This is a genomic window from Granulicella mallensis MP5ACTX8, assembly GCF_000178955.2.
Lineage (GTDB): Bacteria > Acidobacteriota > Terriglobia > Terriglobales > Acidobacteriaceae > Granulicella > Granulicella mallensis.
This window is the reverse complement of sequence record NC_016631.1, coordinates 5,933,272-5,956,583: the sequence shown is the minus strand read 5'-3', so window position 1 is coordinate 5,956,583 and position 23,312 is coordinate 5,933,272. Positions and strand designations below refer to the sequence as shown.

Sequence of the window (23,312 nt, the reverse complement as noted above, 5' to 3'; positions counted from 1 at the left end):
GCATGCAGGCTGAACGGGCAGTGTTTGGACTACCGCATAGCATTTTGTGGCGGCATGAGCAAAGAACGGGAGACAGCAGGTTCACTCGCTACGCTCGGAATGACAACCAGAAAAACAAGAACAAAGGCAACAGTTAAGACAAGAGACAGTCAAAGCAAAGACATCCCCCCAGGATGCATCTCCCGCGTTGAGACCGATACAATCGAAACAATGCGCCCCTCGGCCTTCGGGCTGGGGAATCAATGGAGACTGTCCATCGAATGCAATTGAACTGGCTACCGCTGCGCGAGGATTGGGACGCGCAACTGCGCGCCGCAAAGATTCTGCCTCCAACCGATCAAGCCGCGCGGATCGGTGAGTTGGCCGGCAGCCGGATGGAGTTCTCGCAGGTCGTACGGCTGGACCGCACGGTGCAGCGGCTCCTGGCCTGCGGCGACGGCGAACTGCCTGGGTTCGAGCGCGTCCGTCTGGCGATCCTCGGCTCGGCGACGACGGCGCAACTGGTTCCGGGAATTCGCGTTGCCGGTCTGCGGCGCAGGCTGAATATCGAGATCTACGAAACCCCCTACGGCATGTACCCGCAGGAGCTGGTGGACACGGCTTCAGGCCTGCACCAGTTCCGTCCTGAGGTTGTTCTCTTCGCCTTCGACGCGCGGCATCTTGCAGGTTTGCAGTGCGCCAGGACGGCGCTTGAAACGATGCAGTGCTGCTGGCGACAGGCTAAAGAGAGCTTTGCCTGCCAGGTGCTGCAGCAGACCGCCATGCCGGTCTTTCCCAACCTGATGGGCAATAACGAGGAGCGGCTGCCGCAATCTCCGGCGGCGATTCTCTCGTGTATCAATGAATCGCTGCGCCCGGCGGCTGCTGAGGCTGGCGTCGAGCTGCTGGCGCTCGACCGGCTTGTGGCGGCGGACGGCCTTGCCGCCTGGTACGACCCCGGCATGTGGCACCACTCCAAGCACGAAGTCCACCCGACTGCGGCGGAGATGTATGGCGAGCAGGTAGCGCGGCTGGTAGCGGCGGCTCGCGGACGCTCCGCCAAGTGCTTGGTGCTCGATCTCGACAACACCCTGTGGGGTGGGGTGATCGGCGACGATGGCCTGAACGGCATCGTGCTGGGACAGGGCAGCGGGCAGGGTGAGGCCTTCGTCGAGTTCCAGCAGTATGCAAAGGGGCTTAGCCTCCGCGGCGTGATCCTTGCGGTGTGCTCCAAGAACGATCATGCGAACGCTGTAGAACCCTTCGAGAGCCATCCTGAGATGGTTCTGCGCTCCGAGGACATCGTCTGTTTCATGGCGAACTGGGAGGATAAGGTGACGAACCTGCGGAGCATCGCGAAGCAGTTGAATATCGGGCTGGATGCGCTGGTCTTCGTCGACGACAATCCGGTAGAGCGCGGCTTTGTCCGTCGCGAACTGCCGATGGTCGCCGTCCCGGAGTTGCCTGAAGACCCCGCGGGGTATGCGGCGGCGCTCGCCGCGGCGGGCTACTTCGAGGGACTGCGGACCACGGATGAGGATCGCGCCCGTTGCAAGCTCTATCAGGCCAACGTCGAGCGCGAACAGCTCCGTGAGACGGTGACAGATATCAACAGCTATCTTGAGTCGTTGAATATGACCCTGACCGCGAAGCCCTTCGACGGCATGGGGCTGGCGCGCATTACGCAACTCATCAACAAGACCAACCAGTTCAACCTGATGACGCAGCGGCTCACCGAGGCCGAGGTCGCGGAGCGGATGGACGATCCTCATTACGTCACCCTGCAGGTACGGCTTACCGATCGCTTTGGCGACAACGGAATCATCGCTGTACTGATGGCGAGGCTGTGTCCTTCTGGCGAGGCGATGATCGAGACGTGGTTGATGAGCTGCCGCGTCCTGGGCCGCAAGGTGGAAGAGGCCTGCCTGAACGTGCTGGCTGAAACCTGCGCAGCGCATGGAATGAAGCGGCTGGTAGGGGCTTATCGTCCGACGGAAAAGAACAGCATGGTGCGCGAGCTATACGGTTCGCTCGGATTCAAGCAGGTCGAGGCAGACGAGACTGGTGTGATGCGGTGGCTGCTTTCGCTTGAAGGCTTCCAGCCGAAGCTTGTGCCGATTCAGGTGGAGTGGTTGCAAGAGACGCTGGTTTAGAACTCATCCAGCTCTGCAAATATCTCTTGCAGAGAAAGCTCTATCGGTGTTCCGGCAATGCGCAGCATTCCATCTGACGGCTGTTCGAATCCACGAGTGGAAGCGTAGTAAGCCTTGCGCTTCCAAGGATCGAGGACCCAGATGTTAGCTACCCCGAGCGCCGCAAACTCATCCACCTTCGTCTGGAGTTCGGTCAATCGATCTTCTTCAGAGAGCACCTCAATGCAGAGCAGGGGAGCCCAGTGGACGATGCGGTCTTTCGGATCATGCCGATGAAGAACGCAGATATCGGGAATGCGAAACCGCATCTCGGATACCTGGACCCGCTGTTCCGTGAGTACGCGAACATCCCAGTCTTGCTTGTGCATACCGAAGATACGCGTAAGGATCGCCTGTAGCTCTGAGTGTGGCTGCTCTCCCACGTTGCGCTCCTTCAGTTCACCGTCGAGATAGTCGCAGTCGGGGTGATACATGCTGTTCAGGTACTCGCTGACAGGAACAAGAACCGAGCTTGCCATGGCGCACACTCCGTAGGCCTATCTTAGCTCTTTGTGAAGCCCAGCTAGAATGACAATCGTATGTCCACACGCGTGCGCTCCTTTTCCAAGATCAACCTCGGGCTGGCGGTCGGCCCGGCGCGGCCGGACGGCTTTCATGGTCTCGCGACGATGTATCAGACGCTCGCGCTGCATGATTTTGTGACGGTCGAGGCTCGGGCGGCGGCGGTGACGAAAATTACGCTCACCTCGAACCATCCGGGGGTTCCGCGGACTGAGACACGGAACGCGGAAAAGAACACGGCCTTTGCGATGGTGGCCGGTGCCTTGACCCGGATGGGGATCACGGCGGAAGTGACGATCGACATCCAGAAGCGCCTGCCGGTGCAGGGAGGCATGGGCGCGGGATCGGCCAATGCCGTCGCCGCCCTGCTGGGATTGGAACGCGAGCTTGGCCGGGCGTTGCCCGGATCGGAGCGGCTGAAGCTGGCGGCCGAGGTCGGGTCGGACGTGCCGCTGTTTCTGCTAGGAGGGTCGGTCCTGGGGCTGGGGCGTGGCGAAGAGGTTTATCCTCTGCCAGATACGCCGGCGATCCCCTGTGTCGTGGCGATTCCGTCAGTAGGGGTTTCGACCGCACAGGCGTTCCGGGACCTGGATGCGAAGAGCGAGGTTCGAGAGGCAAGTTCCGCCTCTACGTTGACTTTTCAACAGCCCCTCGATAGACTAAGTGAGTTGAGCCGCGTTCTGGCTGCCATCTGGACAATAGATGGCGTCGAATCTGGCCCCTCCGGTATTGCTCGCCCCGGTTTTCCGGACAAGCAGGGTAATCTGGCCGAGAACCCACTTCTCGCGCTTGTCCGCACCGGGATCGAAAACGACTTCGAAGAAGTAGCGTTTTCACAGCATCCCTCCTTGCGTTCAACCAAGCGTGATTTGATGGGTTCCGATTCCGGCGGCAGCGCGCTGTATGCGGCGTTGTCGGGTTCGGGTTCGGCGTTGTTTGGACTCTACGAGTCTCAGGCAGACGCACGCGCCGCTCAACAGCGTGTCCAGCAATCCGGCACGCAGGCTATCCTCACGGAGACCCTGCCTCGTTCGGCTTATTGGGATACGATGTTCGCAGAGTAGCTTTGCCGGTAAATGTGTAGAAGCGCACCGGCGGTACTGGGCGATCGACTAATGGTAGGTCAAGTGCCTTTGACGCACTTTGTCTAGGTTCGAATCCTAGTCGCCCAACCACTTAGATCGTTCGCCAGATTTAGTTCCTCTAAATCCTCGGATAGGCAACAAGGGAGCTTTTGATTTTTCGGCGATGAAGAACTTTATCGCCAGAGGATTGAGCAAGGCCCGCACATGTAGTTCGGCATAAAGCCGATGCGCGGGAGTAGCAGAGTTAGCGGCGCGGCGGAGAAGGAAACACGATCCGCCGGCAGCCGATAAGGAACCGAAGTCTCGCAATGCAAATGGCTGGTGCGGAAACAAGCCCAGTCGCAAGAAGTTAGACAAGCAGTTTTTGAGATACCCATAGGTCAACCAGCCTGGAGGATTTCTACGTGAACGAACAAGACACGACTGCGGTTCCTTCCCCGAGTTCTAGTAATAACGGCTCCAGCGCGACGGCCCAGGCCGAGCTGGAGCAACCGAAGCAAGTTGCCGAGTTTGTGTTGACACCGGCGACCTCTGCGGCGGGAGCAAAGGCAGCAGCGGAGAAAAAACGCTCCTCGCGCCTGAGTGACGATAAGCGCTTCAAGATCTTCTCCGGCTCGGCGAACCGGCCGTTGACGGAGGAGATCGGTAAATTTCTGGGTGTACCCGTCGGAGAGACACGCTTGCAGCGATTCTCCGACGGTGAAACCCACTTTCAGCTCCTTGAAAATGTGCGCGGCGTAGACGTATTTCTCGTCCAGCCCACGTGCCACCCGGTCGACCAGAACCTCGTCGAACTGCTGATCATGATGGACGCGCTCCGGCGCGCCTCGGCAGGACGAATCACGGTCGTTGTTCCGTATTACGGGTATGCGCGTCAGGACCGCAAAGATCGGCCTCGCGTGGCGATTACCTCCAAGCTGGTCGCGGATCTTTTGACGACGGCAGGCGCCAATCGCGCGCTGTTCGTCGACCTGCATGCGGCGCAGATCCAGGGCTTCTTCAATATCCCCGTCGACCATCTGTTTGCCAGCCCGGTGCTGGTGGGGTACTTCCGCGATTTGAAGCTGCCGAATCTTACCGTAGTGAGCCCCGATGCAGGCGGCGTGGAGCGCGCCAGATTTTTTGCAAAGAAATTAGAAGTACCGTTGGCCATCGTCGACAAGCGACGTACCGACATCAACGTAACCGAGGTGATGAACGTCATCGGCGAAGTGCGTGGACGCACCTGCCTGATCCTCGACGACATTGTTGATACGGCTGGAACGCTGGTGAAGACCGCCGACGCACTGCTCGAACAGGGAGCGGAAAAAGTTTATGCCTGCGCTTCGCATGCTGTGCTCTCAGGGCCGGCGGTGGAGCGCATTGCGAATTCGGGACTGGAAGAGTTGGTCGTGACCAACACCATTCCGCTCTCCGAAGCCGCGCAGAAGGTAAGCAAGATTAAGGTGCTCTCGATAGCAGGCCTGTTGGGCCGGGCGATCGAGAGCATTCACATGGAGACGTCGGTATCGACGCTCTTCAACTAGAGCAGGGATTAGGGATTAGGGAGCAGGGCTTAGAAAGCAAACTGTTCCGACTCTAGGCTCACAGACCAGCGGTGGAAGCCGCGAAGGGAGCAAAGCTGCAGTGATAGGCGAATGGACGACAAGGGGCTAATCCCTGTTCCCTGATCCCTAATCCCTGCCGTTCGTGCCCGAAAGGAAAACACATGTCAACCAGCAAGATCGAAGCAGTTGTGGCAACGCCCCGTACCGGTACCTTCAACAAGGGCCACGCCCGTCGCGTGCGTGTCTCCGGCCTGATTCCCGCTGTTGTATACGGCGCGGGCCAGGAGTCGGTGGCCGTCACGGTCGACCCCCGGGTCATCACCAAGATTCTGTACTCGGAGTCCGGTCATAACACGATCTTCGATCTCGCCATCGAAGGCAAAGGCACGAACAAGGTGATGATCGTCGACTGGCAGCATGAGCCCATCAAGGGCAAGCTGCTGCACATCGACCTGAAGCGTATCGCTATGGACAAGGCTATGCGCGTCTCGGTTCCGGTTCAGCTCATCGGCGTTCCGGTCGGCGTCAAGACGGGCGGCGGTGTTCTCGGTCAGGTATTGCACGAGGTTGAGGTCGAGTGCCTCCCCGGCGACATTCCGGATCACATCGACATCGACGTCGCAAACCTCGAGATCAACGGCGCGATCCACATCTCGGACCTGCCGCACTCGGACAAGCTGAAGTTCCTCGGCGAAGAGGATGCACTGGTTGCACACGTCACCCTCGCCAAGGAAGAGGCTGTTGCCGAGCCGGTTGCCGGCCCGACCGAGCCTGAAGTTGCCAAGAAGGGCAAGCAGGATGCACCTGCTGCCGACGCTGCTGGCGACAAGAAGAAGTAGAAGTGTAGAGATTAGAGGATAGAGAGTAGAGAGAACAAAGGTTATGCACGATTGCTCTACGCTCTACACTCTATCCTCTACACTCTGGCTCACCACAGGTGAGCCGTCGTGAAACTGATTGTCGGTCTTGGGAATCCTGGTCCGGAGTACGCTTTCACGCCGCACAATGCCGGGTTTTTGGCAGTGGATCGTATCGCTGAGATCTGCGATACGCAGTTTGCCAACCGTCGCGGAAGAGCGGTGACGGTGCGGACAAGGCTTGCAGGGCATGATGTCCTGCTGGCCAAGCCCGAGACCTTTATGAATTTGAGCGGGCTTTCGGTAGCCGCTTTGTTGAATGAGTTGGAGCTTGGCGTCGAGGACTTGATCGTTCTCTATGACGAGCTGGCAATCCCACTGGGCACGCTTCGTATCCGGGAGCGCGGGTCGGCGGGAGGGCACAACGGAGTGAAGTCGATCTCCGGCGTGCTTGGCACGGAAGAGTGGCTTCGCGTTCGGATTGGGGTCGGCAAACCGCCGCTCGAAACGGGACGCGAGGTAAAGGCAGGAGGCACCTCCTACCTGCTTGCGCCGATGCGCAAGACAGAGTTGGCGGTGTTGGATGAAGTACTCGACCAGGCGGTACGGGCGGTTGAGGCTGTGCTGACGAAAGGTGTCAGTGCGGCGATGAATGAGTTCAACCGGAAGGTTGAACCCGAGAATTAGAACGAACAATCTTCCACACCGTACTTCGGGATTGGGAATTGTGAATTAGGAAATTGAAAGCAATCACCGAAGCGGTGCGGGGCAGAACCCCGCAGAAAGAAGCATCATGAATCGCACTTACGAAATCATGTTTATCGTTCGGCCCGACGTTGAAGAGGCCGAGCTCGACAAGCTCGTCGAGACCTTCTCCGGCTACGTCACCACAGGTGGCGGCGTTGTGAAGACCACCGAGAAGATGGGCCGCCGTCGCCTGGCCTACACCGTCCAGAAGTTCAACGACGGCTTCTACGTCCTGCTCATCGTCGACGCGCCCGCCTCGCTGATCTCTGAGATCGAGCGCCGCCTCCGTGTCTCCGAGCCGGTCATCAAGTTCATCACCGTGCGCATGGACGAGGAAGACAAGCGCGTGGCCAAGATCAAGGCTCACCGCGACTCTCACGTGAAGCGCAGCGCGCTGCCCACGTCCAGCCCCGAGGCTGCCCAGGTTGCCGAGACTCCGGCGGTTGCGGAAGCTCCTGCTGCTGAAGCCGCTGCTCCCGAGGCTGTTGCCGCGACCGAGCCGGTTGCCGCAGAGGTTTAGTTCTTCTTTCAAGCTTCGCCGGGTGCCATCTTCATGACGTTTTCTGTCATGAGGGTGGACCGGCATAAGGACCACAGCAACGCCGCACGACGCTTCCAAGATCTTCGCGATGAAGATCAAGTCCAGAGGCCCCCACGCGGGTCTGGAGCGCGAGCAGCAGAACCGGCCGGCAAGCATCAGGTACCGGCATAAAGGAAAAGCAACATGGCTGACGAGACGAATCAAGCAGCACCCGCAGCATCCACTCCCGCCCCGGCGCAGACTGCCGGAGCTCCCGCATCGGGCGGCTTCCGTCCGCGTCCCGAGGGCGGTTCGCGTCCTCCCCGCACCGGTGGTCCCGGCGGCGGCCCTGGCGGACGCAAGTTCTTCCGCCGCAAGAAGGTCTGCAAGTTCACGGTGGAGAAGATCGACACGATCAGCTACCGCGATGTGCGCCTGCTGCAGCAGTTCGTGTCCGACCGCGGCAAGATCATTCCGCGCCGCCTCACGGGCACCAGCGCTCCGTTCCAGCGCAAGCTGACCAAGGCCATCAAGCAGGCTCGCGCTATCGCCCTGCTGCCTTACGCCGCACGCTTCTAGTTTTGAAACCTGCGCCAACGGGCGCGCACCTTGTCCGGGTTAGTTTCTAACTCGCGGGCAAGCTTGAGTAAGTCTGGAGAAGTGTCATGGAAGTCATCCTGAAGGAAGATGTGAACAAGCTCGGCCACCGAGGCGACGTCGTTAAAGTCGCCGCCGGTTATGGCCGTAACTACCTGCTGCCCGGCAAGCTGGCGATCGAAGCCACCGCGGCAAACAAGGCCGTCATCGAGCAGATGAAGGCGTCGGCCATTCGCAAGTCGGCTGGCGAAAAGGCCGGAGCCGAAGAGCTCGGCGCAAAGCTCAACGAGCTGGCGCTGGTGTTCGAGCGCAAGACCGGCGACGGCGGCCACCTGTTCGGTTCGGTTACGTCGCAGGACATCGCGCGTGGACTCGAAGCCGAGGGCTACACGATCGACCGCCGCAAGATCCACCTGGACGAGCCGCTGAAGACAGTCGGCGAGTTCCACGTGCCGGTCAAGATTCACCGCGAAGTCACGGCACACGTGCAGGTCACCATCAAGAGCGACGCGCCGGAAGGCGCCGAGGGCGCGGTGGAAGACAACGACACCGGATTCGTCTCGCTCTACACCGGCGAACTCGACGACAACCGCGACTAATCACTGTACGAATAGGCATCATGCTGATTGAACGGCGCCACTCTCTGAGTGGCGCCGTTTGTTTTTCCGCTCCAACATAGTGTTTTTGCCTCTCGACAGAGACGTCATCCTGAGCGAAGCGTCCCAGCATTGGGGACGCGAAGTCGAAGGACCCCGAAGGTCGCAATCTTGCCTATGCCCTTCGCACCTTTTTCACCTCAAGCTCTCGAGCCTGGGCCTTTGTACTGGAAAAGATCCCAACATCAATGGGCAAGATCAAGTCCCTCGGGTCCTTCGACTTCGCGCCTCGCAAAAAGCGCGAGGCACTACGCTCAGGATGACGATTCTGTGGAGATTCTGAACAAGAACCTAGAGGCATCGAATGAACAACTCGCCACACTCTTTCATCGCAGCAGAACAATAGCCGTACGAAGCATGACATTTGTCACTTGTTCCGGTTCATCTCCTCGGAGAGGATCGTTCCATGACCACAGGCATGAACCTCGAGCAGGCGTTGCTGGCTGAGCGTAAAGCCTCTTTCTTCCGTTTGAGAGGTGCCTATCCGATTCCACTTGCGGGTGCGATCTGGTGGGCCTTTCTGGGGATCGCAGGATATAAACTGCACAGCCATCTTTGGATTTTTCTTGCTTTCGTGACCAGTGGAACCCTCTTCCCTCTCGCTCTCCTGCTGGCAAAGTTGTTCGGAATCGACTTTATGCGCGATCGGACATCCATCCGGGATATGATCTTCCCTGCGCTGATATCCATGCTCCTCTTCTGGCCCATAGCGATCTCGGCTTATTGGAGTTATCCCCAGCTTGTACCGCTCATTTTGGCGATCGGCATGGCGATTCAATGGCCCGTGATCGGTTGGATGTATGGCCACACCGCTCTCTATACAACCCATGCCCTGGTGCGAGCGATTACCTGCTTTGTACTTTGGAACTGGCTGCCCTCCACGCGCTTCACATTGCTGCCGATGGCTGTGTCTGTGATCTATCTGTTAACCATCGGAGCCATCTTGATTGCTTCCTCTGATCGGGCAAAAGCCGCATCCGAGAGTGCGCTTGAGTTAGCCAGGTAAGTATTGCCTTTAGCGCTGCTATTCCATTGGCGACTACAAAAGGCAACAACGGGACAAGGCCAAAACCCGCGTAAAATAAGCCAAAAGTGAGCAATCCAACATTGCTTTTAGGAGATCTGATGTCAACCGCCGCCCATGCTTCTGCCGGCCTGCCTCTTCCTTCAGAACGTAGTATCGGCCCGAGCCTGTCGCGTACCGCCTCGGTGCCTTGGTACATCTGGACCGGCGTTGTTGCTGTCACTTCGGCCAGCATCGGCGGATCGTGGGACGTCTCCTGGCATCGCTCGATCGGTCGCGATAGCTTCTGGACGCCGGCACACATGGCGATCTACGCCTGTGGACTCCTCGCGGGCATCGTCGGGTTGTGGCTGGTGTTGAATGCCACCTTTGGTCATAGTCCGAAAGCCCAGGAACTTCGCAAGGCTTCCGTGGATGTGCTTGGCCTCCGTGCTCCTCTCGGTGTGTTTCTCGCGGGATGGGGCGGCGTCGCCATGCTGACCTCGGCGCCCTTCGACAACTGGTGGCACAACGCCTATGGCCTCGATGTAAAGATCATCAGCCCGCCGCACGTGCTGCTCATTCTCGGTATACGCGCGATCTCATTCGGCATGCTGTTCCTGATCCTCGCAGCTATGAACCGCGCGGCGGTTGCTGACGCCTCCAACTTTAAGCGTTTGCAGATTCTCTTCTTGTATCTTGGTGGCCTTTCTATCGGCGGGCAGATGTTCTTTCTGCAGGAGTTCACTCCGGAGACAGCCCTGCATCGTGCGCCTGCCTATATCGCCATGGGAATCGGACTCCCCATCCTGTTCGCGACCTTCTCGCAGGCTTCGCGTTTCCGCTGGGCAGCCACGGCTACGGCCGCGGTGTACATGGTCTTCTGCATCGGCGAGATCCTGATCCTGCCCCTGTTTCCAGCCGCTCCGAAGCTCGGCCCGGTCTTTAACCCGGTCACTCATTTCATTCCGGCAAAGTTTCCGATTCTGATCATCCTTCCGGCGCTGGCGTTGGACCTGCTTTGGCAGCGCGTACGCACCTGGAAGCCCTGGCAGATCGCGGTTGTCTCCGGCCTCGTCTTCGTCGCGGTGCTGGTTGCGGTGGAGTGGCCCTTCGCCAACTTTCTGATGTCGCATGCCAGCCAGAACCGCTTCTTCGGAACGATCTACTTCGACTACAAGTCCCGCGCGACCAGCCTTGACAGGATGCGGCAGTTCTTCCAGCCCCAGTACGGCCTTCAACTCGCCAAAGGACTCATCATCGCAGCCTTTTACGCCATGGTCTCCACTTGGGTTGGTCTCGGTTTTGGCCGCTGGATGCGTGGGGTTCAGCGATGAAGCGTCTTGGCTGCCTCCTGCTCCTCTTGGCTACGCTTGTTGTTCCTGCCTACGCGCATGTTGGTAATAAGGACGTCTTCGAACAAGTCACTGCTGGTCCCTACAAGCTCTTCGTCACCATTCGCACGCCGACGGTGATTCCCGGCGTTGCGACGATTGAAGTGCGCAGCAACGGTTCGGCAGTAAACTCGCTCAGCATCACGCCTCTGATGCTGACGGGAGAGGCCTCAAAGCACCCGCCCACTCCAGACCCTTTGAAGCGCTCCGCCGACGACCCGGCGTTCTTTACCGGCTCGCTCTGGATCATGGCCTCGGGCTCCTGGCAGGTTCGTCTCGGCATCGACGGCGCTTCCGGTCCCGCGACTACCAGCATCCCCGTCGCGGCAGCGCCGACCGTGATCCTGCACATGCAGCGTTCCATGGGAGTCATGCTGGGAGTTCTTGGCGTCGTCCTGGTCCTCGGCATGGTGGGCATCGTCGCCGCCGCAGTGCGCGAGTCGCGGCTGGTTCCCGGTCAGAGACCCGATGGCGCGCGCCGCCGTCTGGCGCTGATCGCGAGCGGCATCGCGTTCGTCGTCGTCTGCAGCGTGGTCTATCTCGGTGGCAGGTGGTGGAACGTAGCAGCCGCAGGTTATGAGGGAAATCTTTACCACGCCTCTGAACTGCGCCCCACGCTGACCGGCAACACGCTCGATCTGCTCATCGGCAATCCTGACGATGATGCTCCAGATAAGTGGAGAGCCCAGAAGAACGCCGATCTGCTCCTTGACCACGGGCACGTGATGCATCTCTACGCGATCCGCATGCCGGAGATGGATGCCGCGTTTCATCTGCATCCGGAGCCGGAGGGCAAGCAGGGGCTGCGCGATACGCTGCCATCCATGCCGCCCGGAACCTACAAGCTCTTCGCTGACATTGTGCACCGCAACGGCTTTCCCGAAACGGAAACGTCAACCCTGACGGTACCTGCAGGCATGTCCACCGCGCCGTTGTCGGCGGAGGACGCCAGCGCCGCTCCATCTGCCCTCTCTGCGGGAGACCTCGGCCCGTCGTTCAAACTTCCCGACGGCTACACGATGGTGTGGGACAAGCCCGCCGAGATTACCGCGAGCAAGGCGTATGCCTTCCGCTTTACCCTGCTTGATCCGGCGGGCAAGCCCGCTGCGGACATGAAGCCCTATCTCGGGATGGCCGGGCATGCGGCCTTTGTGAAGTCGGACGGAACGACCTTTGCGCACACGCATCCCGAAGGCTCAGCCGCGATGCCCGCGATGATGCTGGCGAACCCGCAGGAGCAGGGTATGGATGACATGGACTCCATGCCGGGAATGGAGATGTCCTCCGAGGCGATCTCGCCGACGGTGGAGTTTCCCTATGGCTTCCCAGCGTCTGGCCGGTATCGCATCTTTATCCAGATGAAGCATGGAGCAGCGGTCGAAACCGGTGTCTTCGACGCAGAGGTGCGTTGAAGACTGCTGTTGCTGTTGTTTGTTTTTCGTCGTCATCCTGAGGCGTAGCCGAAGGATCCCCGCATTTAGTGCCCCCACGGACGTAAGCGGAACGCAAAAATGCTGGTGGTGGGTTTTGCGTTCGTGCCACCGCGGCAGAATGCGGGGGCCTTCGTTCGCTGCGCTCTCTCAAGGATGACGACGAAAAACAAGCAACGACTTACTCGTACTTGAGCGTAGCCACTGGATCGAGCTTCGCCGCTCGATTCGCCGGCAATGTTCCGAAGATGACTCCGACCACCACCGATGTCGCCAGGGCAATCACCGCGCTCAAGGCCGAGACCGGGATCGTGAAGTCGGTAAAGATACCGACACTGAGCGGCAGGGCCAGCCCCAGCGCCGTACCAATGATGCCTCCGCCCAGCGATAGAAACACCGCTTCCGTGAGGAACTGCAACCGTATCTCGCGGCTGGTCGCTCCCATGGCCTTGCGGATGCCGATCTCGCGAATGCGCGACTGCACGTTGGCCAGCATCGAGTTCATGATGCCTACCCCGGAGACGATCAGCGTAATGGCCGAGCCCAGAAACAGTACGATCGTCAGCATGTTGGCGATTTGGCGCATCGTGACGAGGATGTCAGTGAGCGTCTGGGCCTTGTACTCGCTGGTGGGATAGTGGCGGGCGTGGATGATCTGGGTGATGCGTGCGGCCGCTGGTTCGACCTGTTCCCGATTCTTCATGCTGAAGAAGATCTCCTTCAGCTCGTCGCTGCCCGTGAAGTAGCGGGCGACCTCGTAGGGAACCAGCAGGGTGTGTTCGCTGATCTCCGAGGTACCGAAGGTGTTGGTGCTCTCCATGAAGACGCCAATGATGGTGAAGGGAATGCCGCGAATGGAGATCGTATGTCCCACCGCATCGGCATAGCTGCCATAGAGCTCACGGGCCATGGGGCCTACGATCACGGCCACCTTGGCGTGGCTTGTTGCATCCTGGTCATCGAAGAAGCGCCCGGCTTTTACCTTGAGATTTCTGACCTCTTTGTACTCCGGGCTGACGCCAAGCAGCATGGCCTCTTTGGTAATGCCGTTCCCCACCGCGATATTGTCGTGGTACTCCAGCATGGGCGAGCTGGCAATGATCCCAGGGATCTGGCTGCGGACCGCCTGCAGATCTTCACGGGTCATATAGTCGGGCGTGCTGACGTTGTCTGGGCCCATGGTGATGCCGCCGGAGTACTGCATCTCGACCTTGTTCGGCCCCAAGCCGGAGATGGTATTGAGAGCGAAATCCTTGCCCGTATTGCCCACGGTATAGACCAGCACAATCGAAGCCGAGCCGATGACCATGCCGAGCATGGTGAGCAGAAATCGCGTCTTGCTGGCGCGGAAGCTATCGATCGCAAGGTTGACTGTCTCGCGGAAGGCGATCGTGGAACGCGCGCTACGCAGGGTCTTGTCGAAGCTGGAGGACGCCCGCTTCCGGAGCCGTGCCGCTTCGTTGGTCTCGTTTGTCGAATTGGTGATGCTGGTGGACATGGGCTACGCGTGCATCCCTGCGTTGTTTCAGTATCGCAGCCTTCAGCCTGCCGGGGCCACTCTATCTGCTTGGAACATTGGATGCTACGGCACAGGCTTCGTACTCAAGAAGAAAATCCGGAGACGGTGCCTTTGCTTTTCTTGCTTTTGTCTTTGCTTTTCTGGTTGTCATTCCGAGCGGAGCGAGCGAACCTGCTTCCTCCCGTTCTTTGTTCGTACTGCCTGGAGAGCATGTTGCCAGAACTGAAAGTGTATGGCCTGTGCTGAGGCATAACTTTATGGTGGAACTGGCGAAAAACGGGAGACAGCAGGTTCGCTCGCTGCGCTCGGAATGACAACCAGAAAGTCAAAGACAAAAACTACCCAGGGAAACCACCTGGTTCGATGGCAATCTTCCAATCTCCTACTCCGCCACTTCAATCAAATTGAGCGATTCTTCCTCGACCCGCTGCTCCGCAACTCTGTCCACGGAAACGGGAAGCCTCAAGGCGGCCACCAGCAGGAGAACGTGCAACACGCAAAGCAGAACAAAGGTCGAGGTAAAGGCGCCGGACATCATGCCCGGAGTCCCTACCGACCGAAGTCGCCAGGCGAGGAAGGTTGCGCACACGGTCGTCAGTGTCGGGCCGCCGAGGCGCTGGACGATATTGAGCGAGGTCGTCGCCATCGGCAGGTCCTGCTTCTTGACCGACGCGTAGGCCGCCGTGAGCGATGGAATTCCGATAGCCCCCAGTCCCATGCCACGGAAGAAGAGAGCGGGAGCGAGTACGGCAAGAATCAATCCGTGTCCCCCCAGATAGATGAAAGGCAAAGTGCCGGCCAGGGCCAGAAGTGCACCCCCGGAGGAGACCTTTCGAATCCCAAACCGCTGTGTCAGGAATCCCATGCAGGGATAGGCGCAGACCATCCCCAGCCCCAGGGGAGCCAGCAGCCAGCCCGTCGCGCTGGGCGATCGGCCGCAGGCGCGGATGAGATAGATCGGGACCAGCATCTGCGCGGCGTACATAATTCCGTTGGAAAGGAACTGTGTAGTGGCGGAGGCCGAGAAGATTCTGCTCTTGAACAAACGCAGATCGATCAGCGCGTTCGCTCCCTTGGGCGCTGCCGTCCGGAGAAAGATCGTAATCAGAACAGCGGCGGTGGCCAGGGCAAGAAGGCCTGTGCGCTCTCCCATGTGGTCCGATCCGTAGAGAAAGAGCACCAGTCCGGGAGAGAGCAGCGCCAGGCCCAGCAGATCGAGGTCGCGTGGCGTCGTCTCTTCGCGGTCGTTGGGCAGGAAGAGGACGGCCAGCAGAATCGCCAGAGCCCCGACCGGCAGGTTGACCAGAAAGAGCCAGCGCCAGGAGGCATGCTGCAGAATCGCCCCGGCTATGACAGGCCCAAGGATTGGGCCCAGCATGACGGGCAGAGCGGCATAGCCCATGACGCGTGCCATATGCCTTCCGGCAGCGCGTGCCAGCATCATCTGCGCCATGGGAGCGAGCAATCCTCCGCTCATGCCCTGCAGAATGCGAAAGGCAATCAGGGAGTTTGCCGACCAGGCCAGGCCGCACAGGGCCGAAGAGAGCGTGAAGGCCGAAAAGCACCAGAGGTAGAGGGTTTTGGCCCCAATGCGATCCACCAGCCAGCCGTTCAACGGAAGCATGAGCGCGAGTGCCAGCAGATAGCCGCTCGTAACCCACTGAATCACCGTGAGAGTGCTATGCAACTCCACCGTCAGGCTGGAGAGCGACACGTTGACGACGGTCGCATCGAGCTGGGAGAGAAAGGAGCCAAGCACCGCGACGGATACGATCTTCCAGACGGAGGGATCCAGCCGGTCGGCGGAGCTCAAGGTCTCAGGCAAGGGAAGCGATGACCTCGTCGGTCTTCCTGATTCTCGACAGGTGTGGGAAGATCGTCTCGAAGGCAAAGGTATGGGCGTGAGCCTCGAGGCCACTGCAGGCGTCTTCCACGAGGACGAAGGCAAAGCCCAGGCCGGTCCCTTGGCGCGCGGTCGACTCAACGCCGAAGTTAGTGGCGATTCCTCCGAGAACGACCGTCTCGATGCCGCGTTGCCTGAGTTCTTCCTCCAGCTTCGTACCGGCAAAGGCGCCCCAATGCCGCTTGGTGATCAGCAGGTCGCCGTCGTGAAAACCGGCCTCAGGTGCAATCTCCGACAGGATGGCGGGCGGTGGCGGAGCGTTCGGATCGCGGTGAGATTTGTCGGCCGGCAGATGCATAAAGTCTCCAATATCCACGCGAACATAGACGACCGGAGCCCCTTTTGCCCGGAAGGCTTCTGCCAGTTGGCGGGACTTCTGCATGACCTCTGCACCAGAGTAAGGCGCGGTAGGCATGGCGACGATCCCATTCTGGAGATCGATCAGGACGAGGGCGGTTTTCTTCGGTTCCAGATGCAACGAGCTCAAGGCTCCTCCTGAAGTCGAGGGTATCCTCGACTTTGTAAATGTAGAATACGAGGGTGTCCTCGACTTCGTCAAATGCCGTCCGTGTGGCCCCGCAGCAGGAACGCTCTACGCGTCGGCTGGCGAACTTTCTGGATGCGGCTGCGGAGCTCTTCGGCGAGGTGGGCTTTGAAGCCGCCACGATGACGGCCATCGCGGAGCGCAGCGGCTCGGGAATCGGCACGCTGTATCACTACTTCCCGGACAAGCAGACCATCGGCTTCGCTCTGACGCACCAGTACGCGCAAGAGCTCGAAGCGCACTGGAAGCCTTTGATGGAGCAGGCGGCGACGCTGACTCATCAGGAGTTTGGCGAACTCTTTATCGGGTACGTCACGGAGTTCGTTCAGGAGCGGCCGGCTTATCTGAAGCTGATGGCCGCGCCGATCAAATTTTCACGCGACGCGGCGGCACGCAGGGGCTTGCGGATGGCCATAGCGAATGCGTTTCGGGCGAAGACGCCATCGCTTACTGAAGAGAGGGCTCTGTTGGCCGCAAACGTTGCGGTGCAGCTGGTTCGGGGCATGACAACCCTCTATGCTGAAGCCGCGCCGCGAGAGAAGCCTCTGGTGATCGCTGAGTACAAGAAGATCATGGCGTTGTATTTGGAAAGTATTTTGGCTTAGGCGGCTCCCTAGGCATCGTGCGAAGCGCGATGGATCGATAGATAGGCCCTGCGCACCCCTGCCGATCTATGATTGAAGAGGAATGAACTTCACGATTGCCGCCTTTTACCGCTTTGTCTCCCTGCCTGACCCGGCTGCCCTGCGCGACGAACTGCGTGCGGCCTTCAGCGAGGAAGACCTGTGCGGCAGCATGCTGATCGCCAGTGAAGGCGTGAATGGCACCATGGCAGGCTCGGCTGAGACCATCGAGCGGCTGTTGGACATGCTGGTGGAGAAGACCGGGCTGGACCGGGCGGACGTGAAGTTCGCGAACTCGGAGGAGCGGCCCTTTGGCCGGTTGAAGTTTCTGGTCAAGAGCGAGATCATCGCCTTCCGCAAAGCCAAGGTCGATCCAACGCAGGCCGGAAACTATGTGCAGCCGCAGGAGTGGAACGCGCTGATTGCCGATCCCGAAGTGCTGCTGCTGGACACCCGAAACCACTATGAGGCCGATCTAGGTACCTTCAACGGAGCCATCGATCCCGGCATTGAGACGTTCTCGGACTTCGTCACCTATGTGCGCGAGAACCTCGATCCGGCGAAACATCGCAAGGTGGCGATGTTCTGTACCGGCGGCATCCGCTGCGAGAAGGCCTCGGCCTTCATGCTGCAGGAGGGCTTCAGCGAGGTCTACCACCTCAAGGGCGGCATCCTGAAGTATCTCGAGGAAGTGCCCGAGCAGGACAGCCAATGGCATGGCACCTGCTTCGTGTTCGACCGCCGGACCTCGGTGGGGCATAAAGACTTTGAAGCTGAATAGGCCGTCAATAAGCAGCCGAATGCTCTTCTTGTTCACATCCACCAAAGATCGTCATCCTGAGCGTAGCGCCTCGCGCTTTTTGCGAGGTGCGCAGTCGAAGGACCCCGAAGGACTTTATCTAGCCTATGAAGTTAGGACCTTTTCCATCACGAAAGTCCAGGCTCGAGCGCTCGAGGTAAAAAAGGTTCGAGAGGCTTGGGCAAGATGGTAGCCCTCGGGGTCCTTCGACTCCGCGTCCCCAAAAGCCGGGACGCTTCGCTCAGGATGACGATTCTGTGGTGAGAAAAACACAGGCAAATCTAAACCGTATTCGACTGCTGCTGCTGCGACTGCTGGTGCTGGCGCTTCGGCGGTGGGGGTTGATCGGGGAGAGCCTGGGCCTTCTCGACCAGGATCGACCAGTCTTCCGGAACAGGAAGCTCGCGGTCAAGCGACGGTGTGCCTTCGCTCGGTGTGACGCGAACGGCGACCGTGAGCTCGCTCCTGGCGCGGCCGCGGAAGACGCCGTGAGTCGGCGGTACGTCGGAGTAGTCGCGGCCGATAGCCGTGCGAATGTGGCGGTCACCCGCGACCAGATAATTCGTAGGATCGAAGCCCACCCATCCCAGTTCAGGGAGAAACGCCTCGATCCACGCATGCGTTGCCGAGGCCTCGGAGCGATCGTTTGCGTCGCCCCCGTGATACAGGTAGCCGCTGACGTAGCGGCAGGGAATCTGCAGCCGCGAACGCAATAGCGCAATCATGATGTGCGAGAAGTCCTGGCAGACGCCGCCTTTGGTGCTGAGCGCGAGGTCGATCGGTGAGTCGACCTTGGTCGAGAGCGGTTTGTAGTCGAAGTAATGGAAGAGCTGCTCATTCAGCTTGTGCAGCACGCTCAAAGGATCGTCGCGGCGGCGCAGATCGAGAGAGTCAGCGAGTTCCGCGAGCGCCGGGGTCGGGGTTGCGAACTCGCTGGGCAGCAGCATCTCCCAGTAGTCGCCCTCATGGACCAGCCGGTCAAGCTCCGCCCACGAGCCTTCGGGCAGAGAGTCGGGCACTGCAGCATGCGGCTGCATCTCGACGAGCGATTCGGCGACGATGACGAGCTGTCCATGCTGGCCCGGGATATCGAAGTGGTGAACCTGGTTGGCGAGATGGTCGCGATAGCTGAAGACGCGGCAGCGCGGGCTGACCGAGAGATGAAACGTAAGGCAGCGCTGGTTCTGGTCGGAGCGCGGGTGCATGCGCGTCTCCATGATGCTCTCGCTGACCTCGGTCTTGTAGAGGAACTTCGTCAGATGCCGGATCGAATAATACATGGGGCCCTCCGTGCGATTTGCAATCGGTTCAAGCTGCGTGAGAATCAACGTAGACCTCTGGTCAAGCACCTTTGGATGAAGCGTATAGCTGCGTTACAGGATCACCCCGCCAGGGCTGTCTGGATGGGGTAATCGACGTAGAGATGGTAGATCGTCTCGTGAATCGCCTGGCATTCCCTTTGAATGCTGCGAAGGTAGCCGATGACATCTCCGGAGAGAATCTCATCGACGCTGGCGAAGCCCAGCTTTGCGCTAAGGCGTCCGGCGATGCGGTTCAGCTCTTCGGCACGGCTCTTGCCGGAGTTGCGCTGGATCGCCTGCAGCGCGTTCTGCACGCTGTCGATGGAGAAGCGCAGCGAGTGCGGGAACTCGTCATCGAGCAGCAAAAACTCCAGGATGCGCTCGGGAGTGATGTCCGCGGTATAGACCTTGCAGTAAGCCTCGAAGGCTGTTGCCGAACGAAGCAGCCCCATCCACTCGAGATATTCGTTGCCTTCGGGGAGCTGGTCGGGATTCGCCCAGAGGTCTTCGTGATACGCCTCGATGAGCATCGCCGTGGCCGACGCGCGTTCGAGATAGCGGCCTACCTGGATAAAGTGCCAGCCCTCGCCGTGCGACATCGTCGAGTCGGTCACGCCCTGGAACTGATGAACGGCTTCCATCACCTGTTGCAGGAATGCGGCGGGTGTTTCACTGTTACCCTGCAGGGCTTCCGCATGCATCACGCTCTGGAACTCGGGACGCGTGACTTCGAGATACAACGAATTCAGGCGGTGCCATTGCTCGGTCGAGATCTGCTCGCGAACGTGGCGCGAATTTTCACGGGCGCGGATGATGCAGGAGAGCACCGACGACTTATGCTCCACGTCGAAGGTAAGCGTGCGCGCCAGCTCGTAAGGGTCGCCATTCCAGCGGATACGCTTCGGCTTGCCGAGCGCCTGCACTACACGCTGCCAGCGATGGTCGGAGCTGATGGCGCTCTCGTCCAGCATCAGGGTCAGGTTTACGTCGAGCAGGCGGGTGGTATGTTCCGCGCGTTCCAGGTAGCGGGACATCCAGTAGAGCGAATCAGCGACGCGAGAGAGTATGGCTTGCCCCTTTCCTGATTCCGGATAGTGCTTTCCTCTGCGGACATGGAAGCCGGCCGCTTCGGAAAATGTAACGGAGATTTCACTTTACACCGGCGGCGGCCAGGGGCGGAGCACTCATCAGTTCGATAAACAGCTTGTCGAAGCGCGAACTGTCGAGATCTTCCTGCACGTGAACCAGGGGCAGGTCGCGCTGCGGACGGCTCGCCGCCGACCAGGTGAGCGTGTCGCCATAGTTGGGGCCACGTGCCAGATCGACATCCACGTAGAGCTGGCGCTCCTTCGTAATGATCTTCGGATCGATCCAGGCCGCCGCTGCGAGTTCGTCCCACAGGTAGAAGAACTCGCGGCTGTACTGCGCTATGTACTTTGCTGAAGGCGTGCCGGAGCGCGCAATCTCCTTCACCATCTCTTTGGTGAACTGTGTCTTTACGGAGATGTCGACCGTGGTGAGGTCGATGCGCGGCCAGTGCGCGCGCAGCACGATGTGCGCTGCCTCGGGGTCGAACCAGAAGTTGAACTCGTGGCGCGGGTGCGTCGCGTATTCCGGGTCGCTGGTCTGTGGGGCGAGACTGCCGCCCATGATGACGATTCCCTGCGTCAGTGTGGCGAAGTCAGGATCGATAGAGAGTGCCAGCGCGATGTTGGTCAACGGCCCGGCGGCGTAGATCGTCACTTGATGTGGATGCGCGTGCACCTGCCGAATCAGGAAGTGCGCGGCATCTTCGCCGAGAGGCTTGGTGGTGGGCTCGCCTTCGTCCAATGGGGGAACGACAAAGGGCCCGTGATAAGCCTGCAGGCTGGTGTGGGCGGTGAGGTCGCCCCACGCGCCGTACCACTCAAAGGTGCCGTAGAGCGTGCGCTCCTGCTGGACCTCGGCCTCGGTGCGTACCAGTGGGAACACCGCGCCGGGAACGACAGGAACGTCTGTGCGGTGAATCAGTTCGAGCATGCGCAGGGTGTGCGCAACCTCTTCAGGCTCCCACGCATTGCCGCTGACCATCGTAATGCCGAGCACACGTACCTGCGGCGATTGCAGGAGGACCATCATCGACATCTGGTTGGAGCCACCCGGACCGGAGCCGTCTTGGTCGATGAGGACAAGGCGTGGCGATTGTGCGGCGGCTGTGCCGATGGTGAGGGCAGAGAGAAGCAGAGGGAGCAGCGTCTTCGCAAATGCGTGTTTGATCATGGATGGCTCGTTGGAGTAAAGATTCGTATTTGCTGTTGCTTTTGCCTTTGTTTTTGCTGTTGTCCTTGCTTTTCTGGTTGTCATTCCGACCCTGAGCGAAGCCGAAGGGGAGTGAACCTGCTTCCTCCCGTTCTTTATTCGTACTGCCCAGAAAACATATGCCAGAACTGAAAGTGTATGGCCCGTGCTGAAACGCCACCTGTGTGGTGGCACTGGCGAAAAGCGGGAGACAGCAGGTTCACTCGCTGCGCTCGGAATGACAACCAGAAAAGCAAGAACAACAGCACGCCTTCCTCTGCTCGCGCTACTAGCTCAGCACCCAAGTATCCTTACTGCCACCGCCCTGTGAACTATTCACCACCAGCGAGCCCCGCGTGAGCGCAACGCGCGTAAGCCCGCCGGGGACGATGGTGACCTTGTCGCCGTAGAGCACGTAAGGCCGCAGATCGACGTGGCGCGGCTCAAGCTCATCGCCGATCAGACACGGCGCGCGCGAAAAGCTGATCGTTGGCTGCGCGATATAGTTGCGTGGATTGGCGTTGATGCGGTCGGCAAAATCCTTGCGCTCCTTGGCCGTAGAGTGCGGGCCGATCAGCATGCCGTAGCCGCCTGACTCTCCCACCGCCTTGACCACGAGCTTGTCGAGGTTTGCCAGCACATGCTGGCGGTCTTTATCCCGCGCACAAAGGAAGGTCTCGATATTGTTCAGCACCGGCTCTTCGCTCAGGTAGTAGCGGATGATGTCCGGCACATACGCATAGATTGCCTTGTCATCGGCGACTCCGGTGCCGAAGGCATTGGACAGCGTCACATTGCCCGCCCGATACGCATTGAAGAGCCCGGCGACACCGAGCATGGAGTCGGAGCGGAAGGCCAGCGGGTCGATGAAGTCATCGTCCACGCGCCGATAGATGACATCTACGCGTCTCAGCCCGCTGGTGGTGCGCATGTAGCAGACATTGTCGTGAACCACGAGATCGCGACCTTCGACGAGCTCGATGCCCATCTGGCGCGCGAGGTAAGCGTGCTCGAAGTAGGCGGAGTTGAAGACGCCCGGCGAGAGCAGGACGATGTTCGGCTCCGGTCTTCCCTCGGGAGAAAGCGAGCGCAGCGTGCTCAGCAGCACCTGCGTGTAGTGCTCGATCGGCCGCACGTTGTAGCTGCGGAAGAGCTGCGGGAAGATGCGCTTCATCACGCGCCGGTTGGTGAGCATGTAGCTCACTCCCGAGGGCACGCGCAGATTATCTTCGAGCACCGCGAAGTCGCCGTTTTCGAGGCGGATCAAATCGGTTCCGCAGACGGCGATATAGACGTTGCGCGGAACCTGCAGGCCGCACATCTGGCGGCGGAACTGCGGGCAGGAGTAGACGAGCTCGCGCGGAACGATGCCGTCCTTCAGGATGCGGCCCTCGTTATAGATGTCCTTGAGGAAGAGGTTGAGCGCGGTGATCCGCTGGGTCAGGCCGCGTTCCACGGTCGCCCACTCGGCGCTGGTGATGATGCGCGGCAGCAGGTCGTAGGGAAAGATGCGCTCGGTGCCTTCGTCGCGTCCATAGACGGTGAAGGTGATGCCCTGGTTGAGAAAGCTGAGGTCAGCGGCCTGCTTGCGGCGCTGCATCTCTTCCGGCGGCAGCGCGGCCAGGTGGCTCAGCAGCGGCTCGTAGTGCTCATGCAGGGTCTCCGAGCCGGAGAACATCTCGTCGTACGCATGGTCAAGCTTGTAGTTCTTCAAAGCTGCGAGTTCGAGGGGGCGAAGTGGAGTATCGGGCGCAACCTTGTCCATGTGCCCCTCAGTATAGGGCACGAGGCGGGCCCTTTATGCCTCGTTGATGCCG

The 23,312-nt window shown here is 59.8% G+C and carries 21 protein-coding genes and 1 tRNA gene; 14 read left to right on the top strand and 8 right to left on the bottom strand.

Annotated features, from left to right (window positions below):
• The first annotated feature begins 260 nt into the window (after positions 1 to 260).
• Positions 261 to 2,132, top strand: coding sequence for an HAD-IIIC family phosphatase (locus ACIX8_RS23180; protein ID WP_014267835.1), 1,872 nt, complete (start codon positions 261 to 263; stop codon positions 2,130 to 2,132).
• Here ACIX8_RS23180 and ACIX8_RS23175 read toward each other — a convergent pair.
• Complete coding sequence (locus ACIX8_RS23175) at positions 2,129 to 2,650, bottom strand: Uma2 family endonuclease (RefSeq protein ID WP_014267834.1); 522 nt, start codon at positions 2,648 to 2,650, stop codon at positions 2,129 to 2,131. The two genes, ACIX8_RS23180 and ACIX8_RS23175, sit on opposite strands and share 4 nt — an antisense overlap.
• A 60-nt stretch (positions 2,651 to 2,710) precedes the next feature.
• Between ACIX8_RS23175 and ACIX8_RS23170 the strand changes: the two genes are divergently transcribed.
• From ACIX8_RS23170 to ACIX8_RS23120, 11 genes are all read left to right on the top strand, one after another.
• On the top strand, positions 2,711 to 3,757 hold the full coding sequence (locus tag ACIX8_RS23170) for a 4-(cytidine 5'-diphospho)-2-C-methyl-D-erythritol kinase (RefSeq protein ID WP_014267833.1): 1,047 nt from the start codon (positions 2,711 to 2,713) through the stop codon (positions 3,755 to 3,757).
• Between the two features lie 37 nt (positions 3,758 to 3,794).
• Positions 3,795 to 3,868, top strand: a tRNA-Gln gene (locus ACIX8_RS23165).
• Between the two features lie 422 nt (positions 3,869 to 4,290).
• Positions 4,291 to 5,304 carry a ribose-phosphate diphosphokinase gene (locus ACIX8_RS23160; protein WP_409254867.1) on the top strand — a complete coding sequence of 338 codons (1,014 nt, stop codon included), beginning with the start codon at positions 4,291 to 4,293 and terminating at the stop codon, positions 5,302 to 5,304.
• 182 nt (positions 5,305 to 5,486) lie between these two features.
• Entirely contained in the window at positions 5,487 to 6,164 is a 678-nt protein-coding gene (locus tag ACIX8_RS23155; RefSeq protein WP_014267831.1) for a 50S ribosomal protein L25, read from the top strand.
• A 108-nt stretch (positions 6,165 to 6,272) separates the two neighbouring features.
• Entirely contained in the window at positions 6,273 to 6,869 is a 597-nt protein-coding gene (pth, locus tag ACIX8_RS23150; protein WP_014267830.1) for an aminoacyl-tRNA hydrolase, read from the top strand.
• A gap of 106 nt (positions 6,870 to 6,975) precedes the next feature.
• The gene (rpsF, locus tag ACIX8_RS23145) at positions 6,976 to 7,449 is read left to right on the top strand and encodes a 30S ribosomal protein S6 (RefSeq protein ID WP_014267829.1); all 474 of its coding nucleotides are present in this window, start codon (positions 6,976 to 6,978) and stop codon (positions 7,447 to 7,449) included.
• Positions 7,450 to 7,653: 204 nt separating this feature from the next.
• Positions 7,654 to 8,028: a 30S ribosomal protein S18 gene (rpsR, locus tag ACIX8_RS26440; RefSeq protein WP_014267828.1), complete on the top strand. Its 375-nt coding sequence runs from the start codon at positions 7,654 to 7,656 to the stop codon at positions 8,026 to 8,028.
• Between the two features lie 86 nt (positions 8,029 to 8,114).
• Positions 8,115 to 8,645: a 50S ribosomal protein L9 gene (rplI, locus tag ACIX8_RS23135; RefSeq protein ID WP_014267827.1), complete on the top strand. Its 531-nt coding sequence runs from the start codon at positions 8,115 to 8,117 to the stop codon at positions 8,643 to 8,645.
• Between the two features lie 463 nt (positions 8,646 to 9,108).
• A complete protein-coding gene (locus ACIX8_RS23130; protein ID WP_014267826.1) occupies positions 9,109 to 9,708 on the top strand; it encodes a DUF7010 family protein in 600 nt (199 codons plus the stop codon).
• A gap of 119 nt (positions 9,709 to 9,827) precedes the next feature.
• On the top strand, positions 9,828 to 11,042 hold the full coding sequence (locus tag ACIX8_RS23125) for a hypothetical protein (RefSeq protein WP_014267825.1): 1,215 nt from the start codon (positions 9,828 to 9,830) through the stop codon (positions 11,040 to 11,042).
• Entirely contained in the window at positions 11,039 to 12,511 is a 1,473-nt protein-coding gene (locus ACIX8_RS23120; RefSeq protein WP_014267824.1) for a hypothetical protein, read from the top strand. Before ACIX8_RS23125 ends, ACIX8_RS23120 begins: the two co-directional genes overlap by 4 nt.
• A 199-nt stretch (positions 12,512 to 12,710) precedes the next feature.
• On the opposite strand, the gene ACIX8_RS23115 is transcribed toward ACIX8_RS23120, so the two are convergent.
• From ACIX8_RS23115 to ACIX8_RS23100, 3 genes are all read right to left on the bottom strand, one after another.
• A complete protein-coding gene (locus tag ACIX8_RS23115) occupies positions 12,711 to 14,027 on the bottom strand; it encodes an ABC transporter permease (protein WP_014267823.1) in 1,317 nt (438 codons plus the stop codon).
• A gap of 403 nt (positions 14,028 to 14,430) precedes the next feature.
• The gene (locus ACIX8_RS23105) at positions 14,431 to 15,873 is read right to left on the bottom strand and encodes a DHA2 family efflux MFS transporter permease subunit (protein ID WP_014267822.1); all 1,443 of its coding nucleotides are present in this window, start codon (positions 15,871 to 15,873) and stop codon (positions 14,431 to 14,433) included.
• A complete protein-coding gene (locus ACIX8_RS23100) occupies positions 15,866 to 16,438 on the bottom strand; it encodes an isochorismatase family protein (protein ID WP_014267821.1) in 573 nt (190 codons plus the stop codon). The genes ACIX8_RS23105 and ACIX8_RS23100 overlap by 8 nt, the downstream gene beginning before the upstream one ends.
• Before the next feature lie 53 nt (positions 16,439 to 16,491).
• Here ACIX8_RS23100 and ACIX8_RS23095 point away from each other — a divergent pair, with 53 nt between their 5' ends.
• Both ACIX8_RS23095 and trhO read left to right on the top strand, forming a co-directional pair.
• Complete coding sequence (locus tag ACIX8_RS23095; RefSeq protein WP_014267820.1) at positions 16,492 to 17,100, top strand: TetR/AcrR family transcriptional regulator; 609 nt, start codon at positions 16,492 to 16,494, stop codon at positions 17,098 to 17,100.
• A gap of 82 nt (positions 17,101 to 17,182) precedes the next feature.
• Positions 17,183 to 17,899 (top strand): oxygen-dependent tRNA uridine(34) hydroxylase TrhO, encoded by a 717-nt coding sequence (trhO, locus tag ACIX8_RS23090; protein ID WP_014267819.1) that lies wholly within the window; start codon positions 17,183 to 17,185, stop codon positions 17,897 to 17,899.
• Between the two features lie 299 nt (positions 17,900 to 18,198).
• Here trhO and ACIX8_RS23085 read toward each other — a convergent pair whose 3' ends face one another.
• From ACIX8_RS23085 to ACIX8_RS23070, 4 genes are all read right to left on the bottom strand, one after another.
• Positions 18,199 to 19,197, bottom strand: coding sequence for a transglutaminase family protein (locus ACIX8_RS23085; RefSeq protein ID WP_044179400.1), 999 nt, complete (start codon positions 19,195 to 19,197; stop codon positions 18,199 to 18,201).
• 101 nt (positions 19,198 to 19,298) lie between these two features.
• Positions 19,299 to 20,285, bottom strand: coding sequence for an alpha-E domain-containing protein (locus ACIX8_RS23080; RefSeq protein ID WP_044177383.1), 987 nt, complete (start codon positions 20,283 to 20,285; stop codon positions 19,299 to 19,301).
• Between the two features lie 82 nt (positions 20,286 to 20,367).
• Entirely contained in the window at positions 20,368 to 21,477 is a 1,110-nt protein-coding gene (locus ACIX8_RS23075) for a nucleoside hydrolase (protein ID WP_014267816.1), read from the bottom strand.
• 307 nt (positions 21,478 to 21,784) lie between these two features.
• A complete protein-coding gene (locus ACIX8_RS23070; protein ID WP_014267815.1) occupies positions 21,785 to 23,260 on the bottom strand; it encodes a circularly permuted type 2 ATP-grasp protein in 1,476 nt (491 codons plus the stop codon).
• Positions 23,261 to 23,312 lie beyond the last annotated feature (52 nt).

Coding starts and splice junctions, on each gene's coding strand:
- ACIX8_RS23125 (WP_014267825.1), top strand. CDS start 9,828: ATGTCAACCGCCGCCCATGCTTCTGCCGGCCTGCCTCTTCCTTCAGAA.
- ACIX8_RS23175 (WP_014267834.1), bottom strand. CDS start 2,650: ATGGCAAGCTCGGTTCTTGTTCCTGTCAGCGAGTACCTGAACAGCATG.
- rplI (WP_014267827.1), top strand. CDS start 8,115: ATGGAAGTCATCCTGAAGGAAGATGTGAACAAGCTCGGCCACCGAGGC.
- ACIX8_RS23130 (WP_014267826.1), top strand. CDS start 9,109: ATGACCACAGGCATGAACCTCGAGCAGGCGTTGCTGGCTGAGCGTAAA.
- ACIX8_RS23070 (WP_014267815.1), bottom strand. CDS start 23,260: ATGGACAAGGTTGCGCCCGATACTCCACTTCGCCCCCTCGAACTCGCA.
- ACIX8_RS23115 (WP_014267823.1), bottom strand. CDS start 14,027: ATGTCCACCAGCATCACCAATTCGACAAACGAGACCAACGAAGCGGCA.
- ACIX8_RS23180 (WP_014267835.1), top strand. CDS start 261: ATGCAATTGAACTGGCTACCGCTGCGCGAGGATTGGGACGCGCAACTG.
- rpsF (WP_014267829.1), top strand. CDS start 6,976: ATGAATCGCACTTACGAAATCATGTTTATCGTTCGGCCCGACGTTGAA.
- ACIX8_RS23170 (WP_014267833.1), top strand. CDS start 2,711: ATGTCCACACGCGTGCGCTCCTTTTCCAAGATCAACCTCGGGCTGGCG.
- ACIX8_RS23155 (WP_014267831.1), top strand. CDS start 5,487: ATGTCAACCAGCAAGATCGAAGCAGTTGTGGCAACGCCCCGTACCGGT.
- trhO (WP_014267819.1), top strand. CDS start 17,183: ATGAACTTCACGATTGCCGCCTTTTACCGCTTTGTCTCCCTGCCTGAC.
- ACIX8_RS23085 (WP_044179400.1), bottom strand. CDS start 19,197: ATGTATTATTCGATCCGGCATCTGACGAAGTTCCTCTACAAGACCGAG.
- ACIX8_RS23120 (WP_014267824.1), top strand. CDS start 11,039: ATGAAGCGTCTTGGCTGCCTCCTGCTCCTCTTGGCTACGCTTGTTGTT.
- ACIX8_RS23075 (WP_014267816.1), bottom strand. CDS start 21,477: ATGATCAAACACGCATTTGCGAAGACGCTGCTCCCTCTGCTTCTCTCT.
- rpsR (WP_014267828.1), top strand. CDS start 7,654: ATGGCTGACGAGACGAATCAAGCAGCACCCGCAGCATCCACTCCCGCC.